The following is an 18,221-nucleotide window of genomic DNA, read 5'->3' as shown; positions in this document are numbered from 1 at the left end:
TTATCCGTTAAATACTTTGTTTAAATCTATACCACGGGTTTGGGCTACTGTATAAGCATCACGCATTTTAGTTAACGCATCAACAGTTGCTTTTACCACGTTGTGTGGGTTAGATGATCCTTTAGATTTTGCTAATACGTTATGCACGCCAGCACTCTCTAATACAGCACGCATCGCACCACCAGCAATTACTCCAGTACCTACTGCAGCTGGTTTGATTAAAACAAAACCACCTGAGAATTTACCGATTTGCTCGTGAGGAACAGTACCATTTAAAATTGGAACTTTTACCAAGTTCTTTTTAGCATCATCCACACCTTTAGCAATTGCTTCAGTTACCTCTTTCGCTTTACCTAAACCGAAACCAACAACACCGTTTTCATCACCTACAACAACAATTGCTGAGAAGCTGAAAGTACGGCCACCTTTGGTTACTTTGGCAACACGTTGTATACTAACCAAACGATCCTTTAATTCGATATCGGTGGTTTTTACTCTTTTTATATTAATAGTTGACATCTTACTTTTTCTTCAGATTAAAATACTAGACCAGCTTCGCGGGCACCCTCTGCCAACGATTTAATACGACCGTGGTATAGATAGCCATTTCTATCGAAAACAACTTCTTTAACACCAGCAGCAATTGCTTTTTCTGCTACTAATTTACCTACAGCTAAAGATTGGTCACTTTTGTTACCTGTTCCAGAAAAATCTTTTGATAAAGATGATGCTGAAGCTATTGTAGTACCGGTTACATCGTTAATAACCTGAGCATAAATCCCTTTATTGCTTCTAAATACAGATAACCTTGGACGTTCTTCCGAACCAGTAAGTCTCTTTCTGATCCCTTTTTTAATACGATCTCTTCTTGATAATTTTTTACCTGCCATGATTACTATTTCTTAGATGCTGATTTACCTGCTTTTCTTCTTAACACTTCACCTACAAACTTGATACCTTTACCTTTATATGGCTCTGGTGCACGTAACGAACGGATTTTCGCTGCTACCTGACCGATCAATTGTTTGTCAATACTTTCTAAAATGATTTTAGGCGTTTGACCTTTTTCTGAAGATGTAGTTACTTTAATCTCTTCTGGTAACTGGAATACATAGTGGTGAGAATAACCTAAAACTAGATCTAGTGTGTTACCTTGGTTTGTAGCACGATAACCAACACCTACTAATTCTTGAGTTAATTTATAACCTTCTGTAACACCAACAACCATGTTGTTAAGCAATGAGCGATATAAACCGTGTAATGCTTTGTGTTTCTTTTGTTCTGAAGGACGTTGAACTGTTAAAATTCCGTCTTCCTGACTTACAGTGATATCTGTATCAACTGCTTGTGTTAATTCACCTTTAGGACCTTTTACACTTACTACGTTATCTTTTGATACGGTAATTGTAACACCTGCAGGGATTGTAATTGGGGCTTTTCCTATTCTTGACATTGTGCTGTTCTCCTAATATTAATAAACGTGACACAATACCTCACCACCAATGTTTAATTTGGCTGCTTCTTTATCGGTCATTACACCTTTAGAAGTAGATAAGATTGCGATACCTAAACCGTTTAATACTCTTGGCATATTTTCAACACCAGCATAGTTTCTCAAACCTGGTTTACTAATTCGCATCAAAGTACGAATAGCAGGAACTTTAGTAATTGGATTGTATTTCAAAGCAATTTTAATGATGCCTTGAACTGTAGTATCTTCAAACTTGTAGTTCGCGATGTAACCTTTGTCAAAAAGAACTTTAGTAATCTCTTTTTTAAGGTTTGATGCAGGAATTTCTACAACACGGTGGTTGGCCTTAATGGCATTCCTTACTCTTGTTAAATAATCTGCTATTGGATCTGTATTCATTTTTTATTGTTTTTGATAGTGGTTTCCTGTCACCACCCGGCGATGGGACCTGCTATCGGTTAAAATTCTTTTAAAAGCAAAAAGACTAAAGCACAAAGACTAAAGCGACATATACCGCTTTAGACTTTGAGCTTTCAGCTTTAAGCTTATATTACCAAGATGCTTTTTTAACACCTGGTATTTTACCGTCTAGTGCCATTTGGCGGAACGTTACCCTTGAAATACCAAAGGTACGCATATATCCACGAGGGCGACCAGTTAATTTACAACGGTTGTGTAAACGTACTGGAGATGAGTTTTTAGGTAATTTATCTAAACCCTCGAAATCTCCCGCAGCTTTTAATACTGCACGTTTTTCAGCGTATCTAGCTACCAATTTTTGGCGCTTAACTTCGCGTGCTTTTACACCTTCTTTTGCCATTATTCTGCTGTTTTTTGATTTTTAAATGGTAATCCGAATTGTTTCAATAACTCAAGAGCCTCAACGTCAGATTTTGCCGAAGTTACGAAAGTTATATCCATACCTAAAATTTTATTGATTTTATCGATATTAATCTCAGGGAAGATGATTTGCTCAGTAACACCTAATGTATAGTTACCTTTTCCATCAAATCCTTTATCATTGATACCTTTGAAATCACGAATACGTGGTAAAGCTACAGAGATCAAACGATCTAAGAACTCGTACATATTGTTATCGCGTAAAGTAACACGTACACCTACTGGCATACCTTTACGTAATTTAAAGTTAGAGATATCTTTCTTAGAATTAGCTGGAACCGCTTGTTGACCAGTGATGGTTGACAACTCAACGATTGTGGTATCCATAATCTTTTTATCAGTAACAGAAAAACGACCAACACCCTGATTGATACAGATTTTTTCCAATTTAGGAACCTGCATTACAGTTTTGTACTGAAATTTTTCTTTTAGTGCATTTACAACTTCTTCTTTGTATTTGCTTTTTAATCTAGGTGTAGCCATTATTTAATCTCCTCTCCTGAAATTTTAGCAACTCTAACTAATTTACCATCTGCGTTAAGTTTACGACCTACGCGGGTAGCTTTACCAGATTTTGGATCAACCAACATCAAGTTAGAAATGTGAAGAGCAGCTTCTTTTTTAATAATACCACCGTTAGGATTAGCAGCATTTGGTTTAGTATGTTTAGATACTAAGTTAATGCCTTCCACAATGGCTCTGTTTTTATCTATAAGTACTGAAAGTACTTTTCCTTGTTGACCTTTTGAATCGCCAGCAATGACTTTAACTAAATCTCCTGTACGGATTTTAAGTTTTGATGGTGTATTTACTTTGTTTCCCATTTTATAATACCTCCGGTGCTAATGATACAATTTTCATGAATTGTTTTTCACGTAGTTCTCTCGCAACCGGGCCAAAGATACGTGTACCTCTTGGCTCATCCTGTGCGTTCAATAATACAGCTGCATTATCGTCAAAACGGATATAAGAACCATCTTTACGACGGATTTCTTTTTTAGTTCTTACAACAACTGCTTTAGAAACTGTACCTTTTTTAATGTTACCAGAAGGTAACGCGCTTTTTACGGTAACAACTACTTTATCACCAATTGAAGCATATCGTTTGCCGGTTCCACCTAGCACGCGAATTACTAATACTTCTTTTGCGCCGCTGTTATCAGCAACGTTTAATCTCGATTCCTGTTGTACCATCTTATTTAGCTCTTTCTAAAATTTGTACCAATCTCCAGTTCTTGTTTTTACTCAAAGGACGAGTTTCCATAATCAATACTGTATCACCGATACCGCATTCGTTTTTCTCGTCGTGAGCCATAAATTTGGTAGTTTTCTTTACGAACTTACCATAAATCGGGTGTTTTACTTTACGTTCCACGCTCACTACAACAGATTTATCCATCTTGTTGCTTACCACTAACCCGGTTCTTGTTTTTCTTAATTGTCTTTCCATGTCGACTCTCAAATTAATTAGTTTCAGTAGCTGACTCAGTGTTTTTCACTTTAGTCAACTCAGTGTTTAAACGGGCTATGTCTTTCCTTACTTTTGCAATACGTGAAGGATTTTCGATAGCTGAAATAGTATGAGCGAACTTTAATTTTGATAAGTTCTCTTTTTCTTCCGCAATCTTAGCTACTAATTCTTCTTTTGAAAGCCCTGTGATTTCTGAATTTTTCATTTTTCTTTTTCTTTTACGTTGAGTGTAGCGGTTATAATAAACAAGTATTTACAACATTCACCTCAACACTTTACTATGCTTCTACGTAATCTCTACGTACTACGAATTTGGTTTGGATCGGTAATTTCTGAGCTGCTAAACGCAATGCTTCTTTAGCAACTTCTAAAGGCACACCTTCAGCTTCGAAAATTACACGTCCTGGTCTTACAACTGCTACCCAATACTCAGGAGCACCTTTACCTTTACCCATACGTACCTCAGCAGGTTTTTTAGTTACCGGTTTGTCCGGGAAGATCCTGATCCATACTTGGCCTTCACGTTTCATGAAACGAGTTACCGCAATACGGGCAGCCTCTATCTGACGACTTGTGATCCAAGTTGCTTCTAGAGATTTGATACCGAAAGATCCGAATGCTAACTCAGCTCCACGAGAAGCTAAACCCTTCATTCTGCCTTTTTGCATCTTCCTGAACTTCGTTCTTTTTGGCTGTAACATTTTATTTTGTTCTAATCGTTAAACGATGTTAATAAATCAATTATTTACGAGGACCTCTGTTAGCGCCTGCGCCACCACCTCTATTTGCTCCGGGACCACCTTGACCTGGACCACGACCACCACCTTGGTTTCCACCACGTCTGTCGTTGTTACCACCGCCACGGTTATCTCTTCCACCACCTCTGTTATCTCTACCACCGAAAGCTGGTTTATCTGATGCGCCTTTTGGACCGTTGTTTGCTGCACCAATGTTTGGAGACAAATCACGTTTTCCATAAACCTCACCTTTACAGATCCAAACTTTAACACCTATTTTACCATAAGTAGTTAAGGCTTCAGCTAAAGCGTAGTCGATATCAGCACGGAATGTATGCAAAGGCACTCTTCCTTCTTTGTACTGCTCAGTACGTGCCATCTCAGCACCACCTAAACGACCAGAAGTCATGATTTTGATACCTTCAGCACCCATACGCATCGTTGATGCGATAGAAGATTTCATTGCTCTACGGAATGAGATCCTTGCTTCTAATTGTTTTGCAACACCTTCTGCAACTAATTGTGCATCAAGTTCTGGGCGTTTAATTTCGAAGATGTTAATTTGAATTTCCTTTTTAGTCAATTTCTTTAACTCTTCTTTGATTTTATCAACCTCAGCACCTGCTTTACCGATTACGATACCTGGACGAGCTGTGTGGATAGTTACCGTGATACGTTTTAACGTACGCTCGATTACTACTTTTGCAACACCGCCTTTAGCGATACGGGCAGAAAGGTATTTTCTTATTTTCTCATCTTCAACTAATTTATCGGAGTAGTTGTTGCCACCGAACCAGTTAGAATCCCATCCTTTGATGATACCTAACCTGTTACCTATTGGATTTGCTTTTTGTCCCATTTCCTAAAATTAGTTTTGAGTTGTTTCTGTACTTTTACTATCTACAATCAGCGTTACGTGGTTAGAACGTTTACGAATTCTATATCCACGGCCTTGAGGGGCTGGACGTAAGCGTTTTAACTGACGGCCACCATCAACCATAACTGTTTTTACAAAAAGTTGGTTTTCTTCAGGGCGAGCACCTTCATTTTTAGATTCCCAGTTTTTGATAGCAGATAATAATAATTTCTCAACTCTTATTGCTGCTTCTTTATTGGTAAACTTTAAAATGCTTAATGCTTTTTCTACACGTTCACCTCTGATAAGATCTACAACCAAACGCATCTTACGCGGTGAGGTTGGACAATTGTTTAATTTTGCTATTGCTTCCATTGTCTAATTATTTTTTCTTTTCAGCGTGTCCTCTGAATGTTCTGGTTGGAGCAAATTCTCCCAACTTGTGACCAACCATGTTTTCTGTTACGTACACAGGGATAAATTTATTTCCGTTGTGTACAGCAAATGTATGATTCACGAAATCTGGTGATATCATTGATCTGCGAGACCAAGTTTTGATTACAGACTTTTTGCCTGAATCATTCATAGAGTTTACTTTTTTCTCTACGTTATGGTCAATATAAGGTCCTTTTTTTATCGAACGAGCCATTATTTCTTCCTTCTCTCTATGATGTAACGATTAGAATATTTTTTAAGTTCTCTGGTTTTAAAGCCTTTAGCTAAAACACCATTTCTTGAACGTGGGTGACCACCTGATGATCTACCTTCACCACCACCCATTGGGTGATCGACAGGGTTCATCGCTACCGGTCTAGTTCTCGGACGACGGCCCAACCAACGTTTACGACCTGCTTTACCTAATACTTCGTTTGCGTGATCTGAATTAGATACAGCACCGATAGTAGCAAGACAAGTAGTCAAGATTAAACGGGTTTCGCCTGAAGGCATTTTTAAAGTAGCATATTTACCATCGCGGGCAGCTAATTGTGCGTAAGCACCTGCACTACGAGCTAATTGCGCTCCTTTTCCAGGGTGAATTTCTACGTTGTGTACGATAGAACCTAATGGAATGTTCGATAATTTTAAAGTGTTACCTACTTCTGGTGCTGCTTTGTCGCCCGATAATAATACAGAACCAACTTGCAATCCTTCAGGAGCAATGATATAACGCTTCTCGCCATCTGCATAATGTAATAATGCGATGCGGGCAGTACGGTTTGGATCGTATTCAACAGTAGCTACTGTTGCAGGAATATCGAATTTATCGCGTTTGAAGTCGATTAAACGATATGATTTTTTGTGACCACCGCCCATGTAGCGCATAGTCATTTTTCCTGTGTTGTTACGTCCACCAGACTTTTTTGATGATACAACCAATGATTTTTCGGGCTTGGTTGCTGTAATCTCCGTAAAACTAGCACCAACTCTGAAGCGGGTACCTGGAGTAACTGGTTTAAATTTTCTTAAGCCCATAGTTATAATATATTATTAAATTAAAGGGTTGCGTAATAATCTATTGTTTCGCCGTCTTTTAACGTTACGATTGCTTTTTTGTATTTCGGGCTACGGCCAGATACAAAACCTGCTTTAGTGTAACGAGATTTAGCTTTTCCATCAACAACCATTGTGTTAACTGCAACGATGGTTACACCGTACAATTTCTCAATAGCTGCTTTAATCTGGATTTTGTTAGCCTTGTGGTTAACGCTAAATGTGAAACGGTTAGATTTCTCAGTTAAAGCTGAAGCTTTTTCGGTTAATATTGGTTTTTTTAAAATGTCCATATTATTTGGCAAATGCCTCCTCCAAAGTTTTAACAGAATCAGCAGTTAACACAAGTACACCAGCGTTTAATACATCATAAGTATTTAAATCTGCTGCCGAGATTACTTTAGTTTTCTGAATGTTTCTGCTTGATAAATAGATATTATTATTTTGTGCAGGTAAAACCAATAAAGTTTTTTGAGTACCTACGTTTAACGCAGCCAATAAGCTTGTATAGTTTTTAGTTTTAGCTGTATCGAAGTTGAAATCTTCTAAAACTACCACGTTGTTATCTTTTGCTTTATAAGCTAAAGCAGATTTACGTGCTAGTGATTTTAATTTCTTGTTCAATTTAAAGCTATAATCACGTGGCTGAGGACCGAAAACACGACCACCACCGTTAAATAACGGAGATTTAATGCTACCAGCACGGGCACCACCTGTACCTTTTTGTTTGTATAGTTTGCGTGTTGAACCAGCAATCTCATTACGTTGTTTAGATTTGTGAGTACCTTGACGTTGGTTAGCCAAATACTGTTTTACATCTAAATAAATCGCGTGGTCGTTAGGCTCGATACCAAATACCGATTCAGGAAGTTGCACCTTGGCACCTGTTTCTTTACCTGAAATGTTTAATACTTTAACTTCCATCTGATTACTTGTCTAAGATTACGTAAGAACCTTTAGCTCCTGGAATGGAACCACTAACTACTAATAAGTTTTGCTCAGCATAAACTTTCAAAACTTGTAAGTTCTGAACTTTTACTCTGTCTCCACCTGTTCTTCCAGCCATGCGCATTCCTTTGAATACACGTGAGGGGAATGATGATGCACCCAATGAACCTGGGGCACGTAAACGGTTATGCTGACCGTGAGTCTGCATACCAACACCGGCAAATCCGTGGCGTTTTACAACACCTTGAAAACCTTTACCTTTTGAGGTACCTACAACATCAACAAAATCGCCTTCTGCGAAAGAATCAACCGTTACTACATCACCTAAGTTAAGTGAAGTTGTAAACGAATCGAATTCTACCAGCTTGCGTTTCGGAGTTGTGTTTGCTTTCGCGAAATGGCCTTTCAATGGTTGAGTTGTGTTTTTCTCTTTTTTCTCATCGTAACCCAGTTGGATTGATGAATAACCATCTACTTCTTCGGTTTTTACCTGTGTAACTACACAAGGTCCAGCCTCGATTACCGTACAAGGAATGTTTCTTCCTTCGGCATCAAAGATACTGGTCATTCCTACTTTTTTTCCAATAATTCCTGACATTTTATCTTTTCTTTTTAACACCCATCGAAGCAGTAGGGCTTCGTTCAAGGTGGTTGTACATCCCCCGAAAGGGACGGCAAAGATAGGCAAGAATTATTAATTTTCAAATAGTTAGCTAAATATTTTTTCAAATAAATTGCTGATATGATGGAGGTTAACCTAAAAATGGAGGTTAATGGGCTATTAGGGTGTTTAAACTGATGGTTATAAATTTGATTAAAAGCATTTTAGGTAACATTTTCAGATTTAAAATGCTTTAATTTGATAAATATTCACAGTTTAAAATACCTCGTCTAATTCGGATTTCACCTGATCTAAAACAGCAAGTACCGCATTTTCGCTACAGGCATACTTATAAATCTCGATGATTAACGCATCGCTACAGATTATGGCATCAATTAAATTACCTTTAGCGATAAAATATTGGCACAATGCAGCATAAAAAAGCATAAACTCGCCTTCGGAAAATACTGTTCGCTGTGGGAATGCTTCATCAAGGTTATGCTTTTTATTCAATAACTTTAAGCCCGTTTCCAATTCACCATCAACCATCGCGGCGTGAGCCACATAAAGCCTTAAATATAAGAAATCAGGAAAAAGCTGCATCCCCTTTTTAGCTATGGCATCGGCCTTTGCATGAAGTCCTATTACTTTATATTGCAAAAATAATTCTGCATAAAATAATGGCATATCAGGGTTTTTGATCAGTAAAGCATGAATCTGACTGATACTTTTGAGGCTTTTGTCCTCAAAAATCGACTCATATTCTTCGGCACATTCAATAATACGATCATCTAATTCATCATTGAGGCTATAAAGTCCCAAATCCACCTTTTGGTTCCAAATTTCGGCAATATGATCTTTATCTAAGGTAACTGTACTACTGCCCTCAAATTTATCGCGGTAGGCGCTAGTAAAAGTATAGTATATCTGCTTAAAATTTTGCTTATCACCGCCTTCAGTGATTTCATCATCATCAAACTCATCTTCATCATTATAAAACAGGTAATTGCCCTGACCAACATTTTTATCCAACGTAGCCAGTATTTGCTTTATTTTGGCAGGATTATCATTTGGACCGACATAATAGGCTGGAACACCCCCCTCTCCAAATTCGATATCAATTAAAGGGATATGGTCATTATCCTCTTCAAGTATGAACTGGGTTATTGCCCAATCTTTATGCGCTTTAAAGCCGCAACTATCGGCAAAAGTTTCGGCACCATAGATAATGTTATGCACTTCATCATAGGCAATCTCATTACCTCCAACATAATCTGCAAAATAATCTAATTCATCATCACTTACATTAAACTTATAGGTAGTATCCTTAATTCCTAAACATTTTAAATCTATAAGGTAAATACCTAAAGTAAAATTTCCATTGGTATGTTTCCTGCTAACCAATATATTGGCAATACCGGTTTCATCCCATTGTTCAGTTATATAACATTTTCCAAGCGGTAACGCTCTTGCGCGAGATTTGATGAAATTTTCAGGTTTTTGAAACAGTTGAACAACTTTCCCAGATTTTGCCATTAGAATTAATTTTAAACCACAATTTTAATGGTTTAGACTTAATTATAAAATAAATTTTTGATAAAAATAATGTTGAAGGAAATTAATGTGCCAAACCACCATTTAAACTGATGGTTATGATGGTCAAAATGATAAATCCGATCAATACATATAGGTAATCGCGTTCGATTAAAAAGCTAAAAATAGCGAAAACAATGCGGGCAATCGGTGTAAAAATAAGCATCAGGATACCAAACTGCACAATGGCATCGCCCTGAAAAGTAGATAGCCCCTTAAATATAGCCACTATGGAAGAAAACTTGCTCAGCTCGGGTTTAAAAACTTTATAGTCGGTAATGGCCCCTTTATTATGGATCAGGAAAATTGCACCACCTATTAATACAATGCTCATCGAAATAATTACACCTGCGCGTAGAAGTGTACCCAGAATTACCTGGATATCTTTATCGTTTAGGTTATCTTTTTTCGTTGTATCCATTATAATCCGCTTATTCCTTTATATATCATTTGCAGTGCCAAAAAGGCAACCACAACAGCAAATACAATTTTAAGTTTATGGGTGTTGGCCTTCAACAAAACTTTCGAGCCAACCGTTGCCCCTGTTAAAACGCCGATACACACCGGCATGGCAATCCCGGGATCAATCTGGCCACGGTGTAAATAAACCACTGCACTGGCCGCTGCTGTAACGCCCATCATAAAATTACTGGTAGTGGTTGAAACCTTAAAAGGTAAACGCATAATGTTATCCATCGCAATTACTTTTAATGCCCCACTCCCGATACCCAACAAACCCGATAATGTTCCTGCAAAAAGCATCATCAGAAAACCTCCCGGAACATGTTTTACCGAATATGGATGATCTACACCTTTATCAGGATAAGATCCGTTCAGTTTAAAAAATTTTGCCCATTTATCAGTATTATCCAAAGTAGTATGGTCTACCTTTTTCTTTAAAGTCATAATAGCCGAAAAGATCAGAATGCAACCAAATAGGATTGCAATGTAATTCGCATTTAGGTATACGGCTACAATTGCCCCGCAAACGGCCCCTATCGTAGTAGCGATTTCTAGAAACATCCCAATCCGGATATTGGTAATCCCTTCTTTAACATAAGCCGCTGCCGAACCCGAAGAGGTGGCAATAACAGAAACAATTGATGCACCTATGGCATAGTGGATATCAACCCCTAACGCTAAAGTGAGTAATGGAATAATAATTACTCCCCCACCTAAGCCAGTTAGTGAGCCCAATAATCCAGCTAAAAAAGCACCTAATAAAACGATAATGGTAAACAGCAATACCGACATGCGGGCAAATATAATGCACTGTTTTTGGGGAAACGAAGGATTAAAGGAATAAAATAAAGTCTATATGTTATATGGATAAATAGAATTTTGAAGCAGTGAATGATTGAATGAGAGAATGATGGGGTTACAAATAAATGAATATAGCGTACACCATTAAATAATTCTCTCATTCAAAATTCAATCATTAACTATGCCTTGTAATGAAGTTTACTTTCTTTATTAAGATCAACATCTCGAAAGCTCTCCAGCAGTTCAAAAGCAATTTGCCGAACAGTTTCAGGAATTGGGTCAATGGTCGATTTATTGCCTTCAGCATCTTTTACCGTCCACCCCGAAGTATTGAGCACTAAGGGCTCAGCATTGGCTACTGATTTAATTATTTTAGCTCGTGTAAAAGCATTACCATCCGAATCGATCATCACTTTTTTATTGCTCCACCAATTTTCTTGCGATACCTTTATTAAAGCAGAACGCTCTAACTTGGCAGCATATCTCCAGCCTTTCCCTGCCTTATGTGTCAGTTTCAATAAACCGATAAAATTGGTCAGGCTTTTAGGGTTATAAACTTCCGAACTACAGTATAGATCAAGGTGATTGAGTTTAAGCTGACCCGACAACGCTTTCGAATAATCAGTGTTGTGAAAAATCGGCACTATTCTCTCCGCAATTGATTGTATAACGGCTTCATTTCCCTTATAATATTCTACACAAAGCATTTCTATATCCTTTAATTGTTGCTGCAGCAGCGAAACCAATTCAGGTTTATTCAAGATGGTTTTCATATTGAATGATTACTTGCCCAATCTTTTAATCATCTCGGCACTTAAATCTCTTCCATCATTTAAACGGTTTGCGAAAAATGATTTGGCGGCTTCGAAATGTTCTTTGTAACCTTTTAAATCACCATAGCCTATAATCGATGCCCATTCGTGCACAGCGGTGTGGAATTCCAGATCGTCGCCACGGATAGATTTATCATACAAAGCAGTATTGATCGACTCTTCTAACATTGCTTCGTTTTTGAAAAGATATTCGGCAATGCCCAACCTCAATTTAAACGGTGGTGTTTGGCAGATCAGGTTATCGTAAGGATTTACCCCCATTTTGTACCAGGCATATACCATGCTTAACAAACTTAAATGCGAATTTGGTTTCTGTTTATGGCTGGCATCGGATAGGCTGAATTCTTTCATAATGTTATCGTCTAACAGCAATAGTGCACGACTTTCGTGAAAAACGAAATCTCGGGCCGCATAAATCTTTTCCCTAAACTCCGCTTCATTTTCGCAGATCATCAGCTTAAACAGTTCAGATTCTGCATGCGCATAATATTTTACCTGTTTCTGCGCATAAGGATTTAAAATGGCCAAACCAGCATAAATGTGCGATTTGTAACTAAAAATCCTGAGTGTGGTTAAAATTTTCACATTATCGATTCCACCAGCATACGCCGGATTATCCCAGGGAAAGAAACCTGCATTTTTCCATGCTGAGCCCATGCTTTCGAAACCCATGTGCGTTACCGCCTGTGTATCGGCCACAATACGGTCGTGTTCCCTGTAATCGTCCATTTCAATAATGTTCGATTTTAAAGATTTATAGATTTCCAAAGCTTTGACATACACGGCATCGGTAGCACGGTGACGCACCACCACAAGCGTTTGCCCCTCTGGACTAAATGCGGGGCCATGTAAAGAATGACAGGTTACAATCTGGGTATCTTCAGGAAGGTGTTTTTCGAAAGCAGCAATTTCAGGATGTTTAACCGAGGTTTGCCCAGCAACTATGGCGCCATATTTAGTGGAGCGGGCAAAAGTAGCAACCACTTCATCAATTTTTTCGGCTTCAACGCAATAGATAATAAAGTCTGATTTACGGGCAACCTCATGACCATCGATTAAAACCTCGATTCCTTTAGGTTCTAGCTCATTTTTTAAATCCGTAAAACGTAAGGGCATATCTGCCCCGCATACCTTATAACCAGCGCTTACGAATGATAGTGCATACAATTTGCCCATATCGCCCAAGCCAATAATTCCTATTTGCATGAAACAAATGTAATCTATCGCAAATAAATTTATAATAAAACTTAGATAAAATTGTTATTTAGAATGTTAAACCAAAACAATTTTATCGATTTGCCAAAACCTTAAACAAAATTTATTAACCGGGAAATGGATAAAAATGTAGTTTTACATTCTAACACCTATATTTAAACTATGCAGAAAATTAAACACACCCTATTGTTTTTAGGCGCTATGCTATTTTTAAACGTTGCGTTTGGGCAAACTTTACCTGACACCACGAAAAATACCGACCCATCATTAAATGGCCAGTATCAGTTTATGTTAAAGAAATCTAAAAGCTTCAACGGCGCAAGGCTGATCAATCCATCACGGTTATCATCCCTATGGAAAAGTGTTAGTGATACACTAAGAAAAGAACGCAGACAGCTGCAGGAAGCCCGTCAGGAAATTAAAGCACAGACGGATAACATTTCGAGCTTAAAAGGCGAAGTAAATGGAAAAGAAAGTTCGCTGGCCAGTGCTACTGCTTCTGTTAACGAGATTAAATTTTTAGGGATATCTTTTAACAAAGGCACCTATAACACCATTGTTTGGTCTATTATTATTGTACTTGGTATAGGCTTGGCCTTTATCATTTTCCAATCAGGCAAATTAAGACATGAAGCAAAGTACAGGACGGAACTTTATCAGGAAGTAGCCGACGAGTTTCAGGCACACAAGGTAAAAGCCAAGGATAAAGAAATGAAACTTGCGCGGGAGTTGCAGGATGAACGGAATAAATGGGATGACGGTAGAGGTAGATAACCTAAACCGACATTTTAAGAATAAATTAAACCTGGTTATTTTTTTGGAAAGCAGGACTTGCGGTTCTTCGGTTCCGCTAGTCCCGCCATTCGCTAATCCGATGAAGGATCGGAACCGCTACTGTCGGGTTTATTGAATGTTTGCCTGTAGCTGGTTTATCTTATTCCGCTTAATTTTTGATGCTGTATTTCAAACCCACCTCAAATTCGCCATTACTGTAATTTTGCATTTTGGAAGTGTTGGTGGTATATTGGAACAAAAGAGAAAATTGATTTTTGTAGTTCGCGCCAAAACCTCCTGTAAAGCTATTGGTGCTGTGATATATGCCATTCAACATTAATTTATCATCTAAGATCTGAAGATTTACACCAGCATCAAAAATGCCATCGTAGTTTTGCACCCCTCTATACACCAGCTTTGGTTCAATACTATTAACTACCTTATTAGTATTAAATTTATACCCTGCGGCAATAAAATAAATGGATCGGTCTACCACATTTCTAAGTACATCTCTTTTAAAAAACCGTTTAAGATTAGGCAAAGCACCCTGTAGTGTTAATTTGTCGGTGCGATAAGCTACTCCAAAATCGCCATCCAGATATAGCCTACGATCATTAAAGCTATTGAGCACATCATCATCTAAATCTCCTTTGGCCTTACCAAGGTCAACCCATTCGTTCATAATGCCAGCAGATAAACCAAAATCCAGGAAGTTAGCCTCGCCGTTTAAAGGTAAATGATAGGCATAGGTTACTGTTGCCCTTGTACGGTTAATGGCTCCTGCGCCTTCATTGTAAAAAAGCACACCCAAGCCTACTTTAGTATCAGTTAAACCATAATCACCAGTTAAATATTGAATCTTTGGCGCACCATCTACCCCAACCCACTGCGTTTTAAATGCCGCATTTAAATTTAGACCAGGCGCTAAACCAGCCATTGCCGGATTGGCCAGAAATTGGTTCTGGTAGTAGATGCTCCCCATGGGATTAAGCTGGGCAAATACTGGCGTAATACATAAAAACAACAGCCCAACTATATAACATTTCAATTTTCTCACGCTGTTATTTTTTATATAAAATTGATATAAAACCTTTAATAGATCCATCTGCCCCCAAATCGAGCATATAATAATAGGTATCCTCCATTAGTGGCTTACCGTTAAAGTAGCCATCCCAGTTGTTTTGGTAGTTCATAATAGCATAAATCAACCTTCCTCCCCTATCAAAAATGGATAATTTATTGTTCGGATACTTTTCTAAGCCTTTAACTACAAAAAAATCGTTTTTCCCATCTCCGTTTGGGGTTAGGATATTATTTACAATGGCTACTTCCGCTGTAGTCTGTATAATCAAAAAGGGTTGTAAAAAACCTTGAGTCAATGTGGTGTTGGCAGCCTGAAAAGTTTGCACAAGGGCCATTTCTCCTATACTGAAATCGTATAATTGGTTATTAATCTTACCATTGCCACTGGCCGAATTAACCACATAGGGCAAACTTTGCGCATTTACGCCTCTCCCGAAAAACATCGCCAGCAAGAGAACAAACAGATAGGATATTTTTCTCATCATGTTTAGTTTAAGGAAATCCAAGTCGCCCCATCGCTTTGGATGGTGAAAGTTTTTGCCCCCGTAATGGTTGTTACATTAGAATCATCGTTCAATAAAACAGGACTATTTAAAGTAACATCACCTGATGATAAAGCCTTCACAATTACATAAATCCTGCCTTTACAACTCGAGGCTATTGGAAGATTAACACTTACCGCCGTACCTGCATTTTTTATCCGGATCGTGTAATGACTCGCATCGAGTGTTAATGCCGCTGTGGCAGAATAGGTTAAAACACTTGCTGCAACAGAACCATTGATGTTTAAAGTACTGCTATTTGCTGGTGCATAAGCTACAGAAGATACAGCAGCAGTTCCGTTAATGGTTAATGCGCCCCCATTCGCTGTAAAATCGCCAGCTATTAAAGGATATGAAGTACTTGAGTTAGCTACAATTAAAGTATTATTTACGTTTGTGCTGTTAGCGGCGGCATTGCTTCCAATAAAAATATTCCCTAGCCCATTGTTTTTCGAGCCCGCGGCATAACCTATTGCTGTGTTGTTATCACCGTTACTAGCTTCAAGTGCCAAGCTTCCTATAGCTGTATTTGATATACCAGTTCCATTCGCCATTAGGGTATGCGTGCCTACGGCTGTATTGTTAGAGCCTACCGTATTAACTGCTAACGCCTGCGAACCAAATCCGCTGTTGCTGATACCACTAAAACTGCGTTGCAACACCAGGTAACCAAAGGCACTGTTCTCGTAACCCGAAATGTTAACAGATAATGCCTCGCGCCCGAATGCACTGTTGTTAAAGCCAGATACATTGGCGGTAAGTGTTTTATAACCGTAAGAAATATTGTTTTCAGATGAGTTTCCTAAACGGCCAGATTTTAAACCATTAACTAAAAAGTTAATGGCCACATCATCTGTATTGCCCAGAAAATTATTGTTTTGATCAGTACTACCCGTATTTCCTTTTAACGCCCAAGCATTGGCATTCGCAAATAATGTTCTACTAATTAATTCGGGTTTTCCTGTTGTTGCATTGGTAATGTACACTTTGTTTGCATCACTCAGACCATCAGTAGTTAGTTTAGCCACGGTAACCGAAGCGTCAACAAGTTTTGGGGTATTTACTGATCCATCGGCAAGTTGAAGTGTATTTACAGCCAAATCGTCGATATTAATATTCTTAACTTCTTTGTTCCCAATTTTTATAGAGGATACAGCAGCGTCAGCGAGCTTTGGAGTGCTTACCGAACCATCTGCAAGCTGTAGTGTGTTAACAGCAGCATCGTTTATATTAATATTTTTAACTTCCTTGCTTCCAATTTTTACGGAGGATACTGCAGCATCTGCTAATTTTGGTGTTGTTACCGATCCATCTGCCAGTTTAAGGGTATTAACCGCTCCTGCGTTAATATCAATTACCACATCCTTCAATAAAGCAGTAGCGCCATTAGTACTTATGCTTAAATCAGTCGAGGTTAATGCCTTAGCTCCTGACAATTGATTCACATCCAATGTTACGGGTTTCCATGCTGTTCCATCAAATAGAAGCACCTGATTATTGACTGGCGTAGTGGCATTTAATGTTTTTCCCTGGAGATTAGCTAGAGTAGGATTTGGATAATTGCCCGTTAAATCGCCACCAGCTACTCCTGTAGACGGACCAACTGGACCTATGTCACCTTTATCTCCTTTTACTCCTGGCACGCCCTGCAAACCTTGTAATCCGGTGGCTCCAGTTGCCCCTGTATCTCCTTTTGCTCCTTGCAGACCTGTTGCACCCACTCCTCCCTGTGCACCAGTTAAACCAATTGGTCCTTGTGCACCAACAGCGCCAACTACACCGGCAGGGCCTTGGGGACCAGCAATACCTTGTGGGCCAGTAGGACCGGCTACACCTGGATCTCCTTTAGGCCCGTTGGCAGCGTAAAGTGCGTATGGAACACTTAATAATTGTGCGGTTCCGGCCAAGCTAAAATTTGTACCGTTATCGGGATCGATTTCAACCTTAACAAACTTTAATCCGCTTGCCCAAGTTACCCCAGCTATTGTACCATTAACCGAACTTGCACCAGTAGCGCCAATAGCTAATGCATATAATCCTAAAGCATTAGTAGTTACATTTCTTACTTCCGAATATTGAACGGTACCTGTTGAGGATGCGTCCAAAATACTAATCCGCAAGGCTATATTTTTATTGGCCAATGGCGTACCGTTAGCATTTCTTGCAGCTCCTTGATAGTTAAACTGTTGTGGGGCTTGCGCTTTAACAGCCAAGGTCAAGCCCATGCATAACCAAGCAATTAATAAAAGTTTTTTCATGAATCGGGATGAGATCTAAAGCGTCAGGCCTAAAAACAAAGGAGCCTAACGATCAAATCTAACAATTAGTGCAAGTTACTGCATTCACTTTACACGAAAGGCTGATTATAAATACTAAAACGATTTTAAACAACTATAAAACAACGACTTAAATAAAATTTAATTTTATAATTTTACACTAACAA

General features: G+C 38.5%; 27 protein-coding genes. 1 reads left to right on the top strand and 26 read right to left on the bottom strand.

All coding sequences use genetic code 11. The features are described 5' to 3' along the window. From rpsE to EZ456_RS18225, 23 genes are all read right to left on the bottom strand, one after another. Entirely contained in the window at positions 1 to 519 is a 519-nt protein-coding gene (gene rpsE / locus EZ456_RS18335; protein ID WP_010599893.1) for a 30S ribosomal protein S5, read from the bottom strand. 17 nt (positions 520 to 536) lie between these two features. Next, entirely contained in the window at positions 537 to 890 is a 354-nt protein-coding gene (gene rplR, locus EZ456_RS18330; RefSeq protein WP_131532647.1) for a 50S ribosomal protein L18, read from the bottom strand. A 5-nt stretch (positions 891 to 895) separates the two neighbouring features. Beyond that, the gene (rplF, locus tag EZ456_RS18325) at positions 896 to 1,453 is read right to left on the bottom strand and encodes a 50S ribosomal protein L6 (RefSeq protein ID WP_131532645.1); all 558 of its coding nucleotides are present in this window, start codon (positions 1,451 to 1,453) and stop codon (positions 896 to 898) included. A gap of 18 nt (positions 1,454 to 1,471) precedes the next feature. Beyond that, entirely contained in the window at positions 1,472 to 1,870 is a 399-nt protein-coding gene (gene rpsH / locus EZ456_RS18320) for a 30S ribosomal protein S8 (protein WP_131532643.1), read from the bottom strand. Between the two features lie 151 nt (positions 1,871 to 2,021). Continuing rightward, a complete protein-coding gene (gene rpsN, locus EZ456_RS18315) occupies positions 2,022 to 2,291 on the bottom strand; it encodes a 30S ribosomal protein S14 (RefSeq protein ID WP_025145214.1) in 270 nt (89 codons plus the stop codon). Beyond that, on the bottom strand, positions 2,291 to 2,857 hold the full coding sequence (gene rplE, locus EZ456_RS18310; protein ID WP_088301915.1) for a 50S ribosomal protein L5: 567 nt from the start codon (positions 2,855 to 2,857) through the stop codon (positions 2,291 to 2,293). The genes rpsN and rplE overlap by 1 nt, the downstream gene beginning before the upstream one ends. Then, on the bottom strand, positions 2,854 to 3,195 hold the full coding sequence (gene rplX, locus EZ456_RS18305) for a 50S ribosomal protein L24 (protein ID WP_029278653.1): 342 nt from the start codon (positions 3,193 to 3,195) through the stop codon (positions 2,854 to 2,856). Before rplX ends, rplE begins: the two co-directional genes overlap by 4 nt. A gap of 1 nt (position 3,196) precedes the next feature. Continuing rightward, positions 3,197 to 3,565, bottom strand: coding sequence for a 50S ribosomal protein L14 (gene rplN, locus EZ456_RS18300; RefSeq protein WP_010599900.1), 369 nt, complete (start codon positions 3,563 to 3,565; stop codon positions 3,197 to 3,199). Between the two features lies 1 nt (position 3,566). Beyond that, the gene (rpsQ, locus tag EZ456_RS18295) at positions 3,567 to 3,821 is read right to left on the bottom strand and encodes a 30S ribosomal protein S17 (RefSeq protein WP_010599901.1); all 255 of its coding nucleotides are present in this window, start codon (positions 3,819 to 3,821) and stop codon (positions 3,567 to 3,569) included. Positions 3,822 to 3,834: 13 nt separating this feature from the next. Continuing rightward, positions 3,835 to 4,047, bottom strand: coding sequence for a 50S ribosomal protein L29 (gene rpmC, locus EZ456_RS18290; RefSeq protein ID WP_055910078.1), 213 nt, complete (start codon positions 4,045 to 4,047; stop codon positions 3,835 to 3,837). Between the two features lie 73 nt (positions 4,048 to 4,120). Next, positions 4,121 to 4,543, bottom strand: coding sequence for a 50S ribosomal protein L16 (rplP, locus tag EZ456_RS18285; RefSeq protein ID WP_010599903.1), 423 nt, complete (start codon positions 4,541 to 4,543; stop codon positions 4,121 to 4,123). Between the two features lie 40 nt (positions 4,544 to 4,583). Further along, positions 4,584 to 5,438, bottom strand: coding sequence for a 30S ribosomal protein S3 (gene rpsC, locus EZ456_RS18280; protein ID WP_131532641.1), 855 nt, complete (start codon positions 5,436 to 5,438; stop codon positions 4,584 to 4,586). Positions 5,439 to 5,447: 9 nt separating this feature from the next. After that, positions 5,448 to 5,810, bottom strand: coding sequence for a 50S ribosomal protein L22 (rplV, locus tag EZ456_RS18275; protein ID WP_029278650.1), 363 nt, complete (start codon positions 5,808 to 5,810; stop codon positions 5,448 to 5,450). 7 nt (positions 5,811 to 5,817) lie between these two features. Then, on the bottom strand, positions 5,818 to 6,084 hold the full coding sequence (gene rpsS, locus EZ456_RS18270; protein ID WP_010599906.1) for a 30S ribosomal protein S19: 267 nt from the start codon (positions 6,082 to 6,084) through the stop codon (positions 5,818 to 5,820). Next, entirely contained in the window at positions 6,084 to 6,908 is an 825-nt protein-coding gene (rplB, locus tag EZ456_RS18265; protein WP_057932151.1) for a 50S ribosomal protein L2, read from the bottom strand. The genes rpsS and rplB overlap by 1 nt, the downstream gene beginning before the upstream one ends. A gap of 20 nt (positions 6,909 to 6,928) precedes the next feature. Further along, positions 6,929 to 7,219: a 50S ribosomal protein L23 gene (gene rplW / locus EZ456_RS18260; protein ID WP_029282693.1), complete on the bottom strand. Its 291-nt coding sequence runs from the start codon at positions 7,217 to 7,219 to the stop codon at positions 6,929 to 6,931. A 1-nt stretch (position 7,220) separates the two neighbouring features. Then, the gene (gene rplD / locus EZ456_RS18255) at positions 7,221 to 7,850 is read right to left on the bottom strand and encodes a 50S ribosomal protein L4 (RefSeq protein WP_029278647.1); all 630 of its coding nucleotides are present in this window, start codon (positions 7,848 to 7,850) and stop codon (positions 7,221 to 7,223) included. 4 nt (positions 7,851 to 7,854) lie between these two features. Next, positions 7,855 to 8,472: a 50S ribosomal protein L3 gene (rplC, locus tag EZ456_RS18250; RefSeq protein WP_029278646.1), complete on the bottom strand. Its 618-nt coding sequence runs from the start codon at positions 8,470 to 8,472 to the stop codon at positions 7,855 to 7,857. A 279-nt stretch (positions 8,473 to 8,751) separates the two neighbouring features. After that, complete coding sequence (locus EZ456_RS18245; protein ID WP_131532639.1) at positions 8,752 to 10,011, bottom strand: hypothetical protein; 1,260 nt, start codon at positions 10,009 to 10,011, stop codon at positions 8,752 to 8,754. A gap of 82 nt (positions 10,012 to 10,093) precedes the next feature. Beyond that, entirely contained in the window at positions 10,094 to 10,489 is a 396-nt protein-coding gene (locus EZ456_RS18240) for a DUF1634 domain-containing protein (protein ID WP_131532637.1), read from the bottom strand. Next, entirely contained in the window at positions 10,489 to 11,322 is an 834-nt protein-coding gene (locus EZ456_RS18235; protein WP_131532635.1) for a sulfite exporter TauE/SafE family protein, read from the bottom strand. The genes EZ456_RS18240 and EZ456_RS18235 overlap by 1 nt, the downstream gene beginning before the upstream one ends. Before the next feature lie 188 nt (positions 11,323 to 11,510). Continuing rightward, on the bottom strand, positions 11,511 to 12,104 hold the full coding sequence (locus tag EZ456_RS18230) for a hypothetical protein (protein WP_131532633.1): 594 nt from the start codon (positions 12,102 to 12,104) through the stop codon (positions 11,511 to 11,513). A 9-nt stretch (positions 12,105 to 12,113) separates the two neighbouring features. Continuing rightward, positions 12,114 to 13,370, bottom strand: a complete 1,257-nt coding sequence (locus EZ456_RS18225) for a prephenate dehydrogenase (RefSeq protein ID WP_131532631.1) — start codon at positions 13,368 to 13,370, stop codon at positions 12,114 to 12,116. Between the two features lie 171 nt (positions 13,371 to 13,541). On the opposite strand from EZ456_RS18225, the gene EZ456_RS18220 reads away from it, so the two are divergent. Further along, positions 13,542 to 14,153: a hypothetical protein gene (locus EZ456_RS18220; protein WP_131532629.1), complete on the top strand. Its 612-nt coding sequence runs from the start codon at positions 13,542 to 13,544 to the stop codon at positions 14,151 to 14,153. Between the two features lie 169 nt (positions 14,154 to 14,322). On the opposite strand, the gene EZ456_RS18215 is transcribed toward EZ456_RS18220, so the two are convergent. Genes EZ456_RS18215 through EZ456_RS18205 form a run of 3 tightly spaced genes read right to left on the bottom strand, consistent with a single transcriptional unit; the run spans position 14,323 to position 18,036 of the window. Further along, complete coding sequence (locus EZ456_RS18215; protein ID WP_225876568.1) at positions 14,323 to 15,210, bottom strand: PorP/SprF family type IX secretion system membrane protein; 888 nt, start codon at positions 15,208 to 15,210, stop codon at positions 14,323 to 14,325. Positions 15,211 to 15,214: 4 nt separating this feature from the next. Further along, entirely contained in the window at positions 15,215 to 15,718 is a 504-nt protein-coding gene (locus EZ456_RS18210) for a gliding motility-associated C-terminal domain-containing protein (protein WP_205945128.1), read from the bottom strand. A 5-nt stretch (positions 15,719 to 15,723) separates the two neighbouring features. After that, positions 15,724 to 18,036: a beta strand repeat-containing protein gene (locus EZ456_RS18205; RefSeq protein WP_131532623.1), complete on the bottom strand. Its 2,313-nt coding sequence runs from the start codon at positions 18,034 to 18,036 to the stop codon at positions 15,724 to 15,726. Positions 18,037 to 18,221 lie beyond the last annotated feature (185 nt).

The sequence above is a fragment of the Pedobacter psychrodurus genome (assembly GCF_004331735.1).
GTDB lineage: Bacteria > Bacteroidota > Bacteroidia > Sphingobacteriales > Sphingobacteriaceae > Pedobacter > Pedobacter psychrodurus.
The sequence above is the reverse complement of the archived record's forward strand: the minus strand, read 5'-3'. Positions and strand labels throughout refer to the sequence as shown.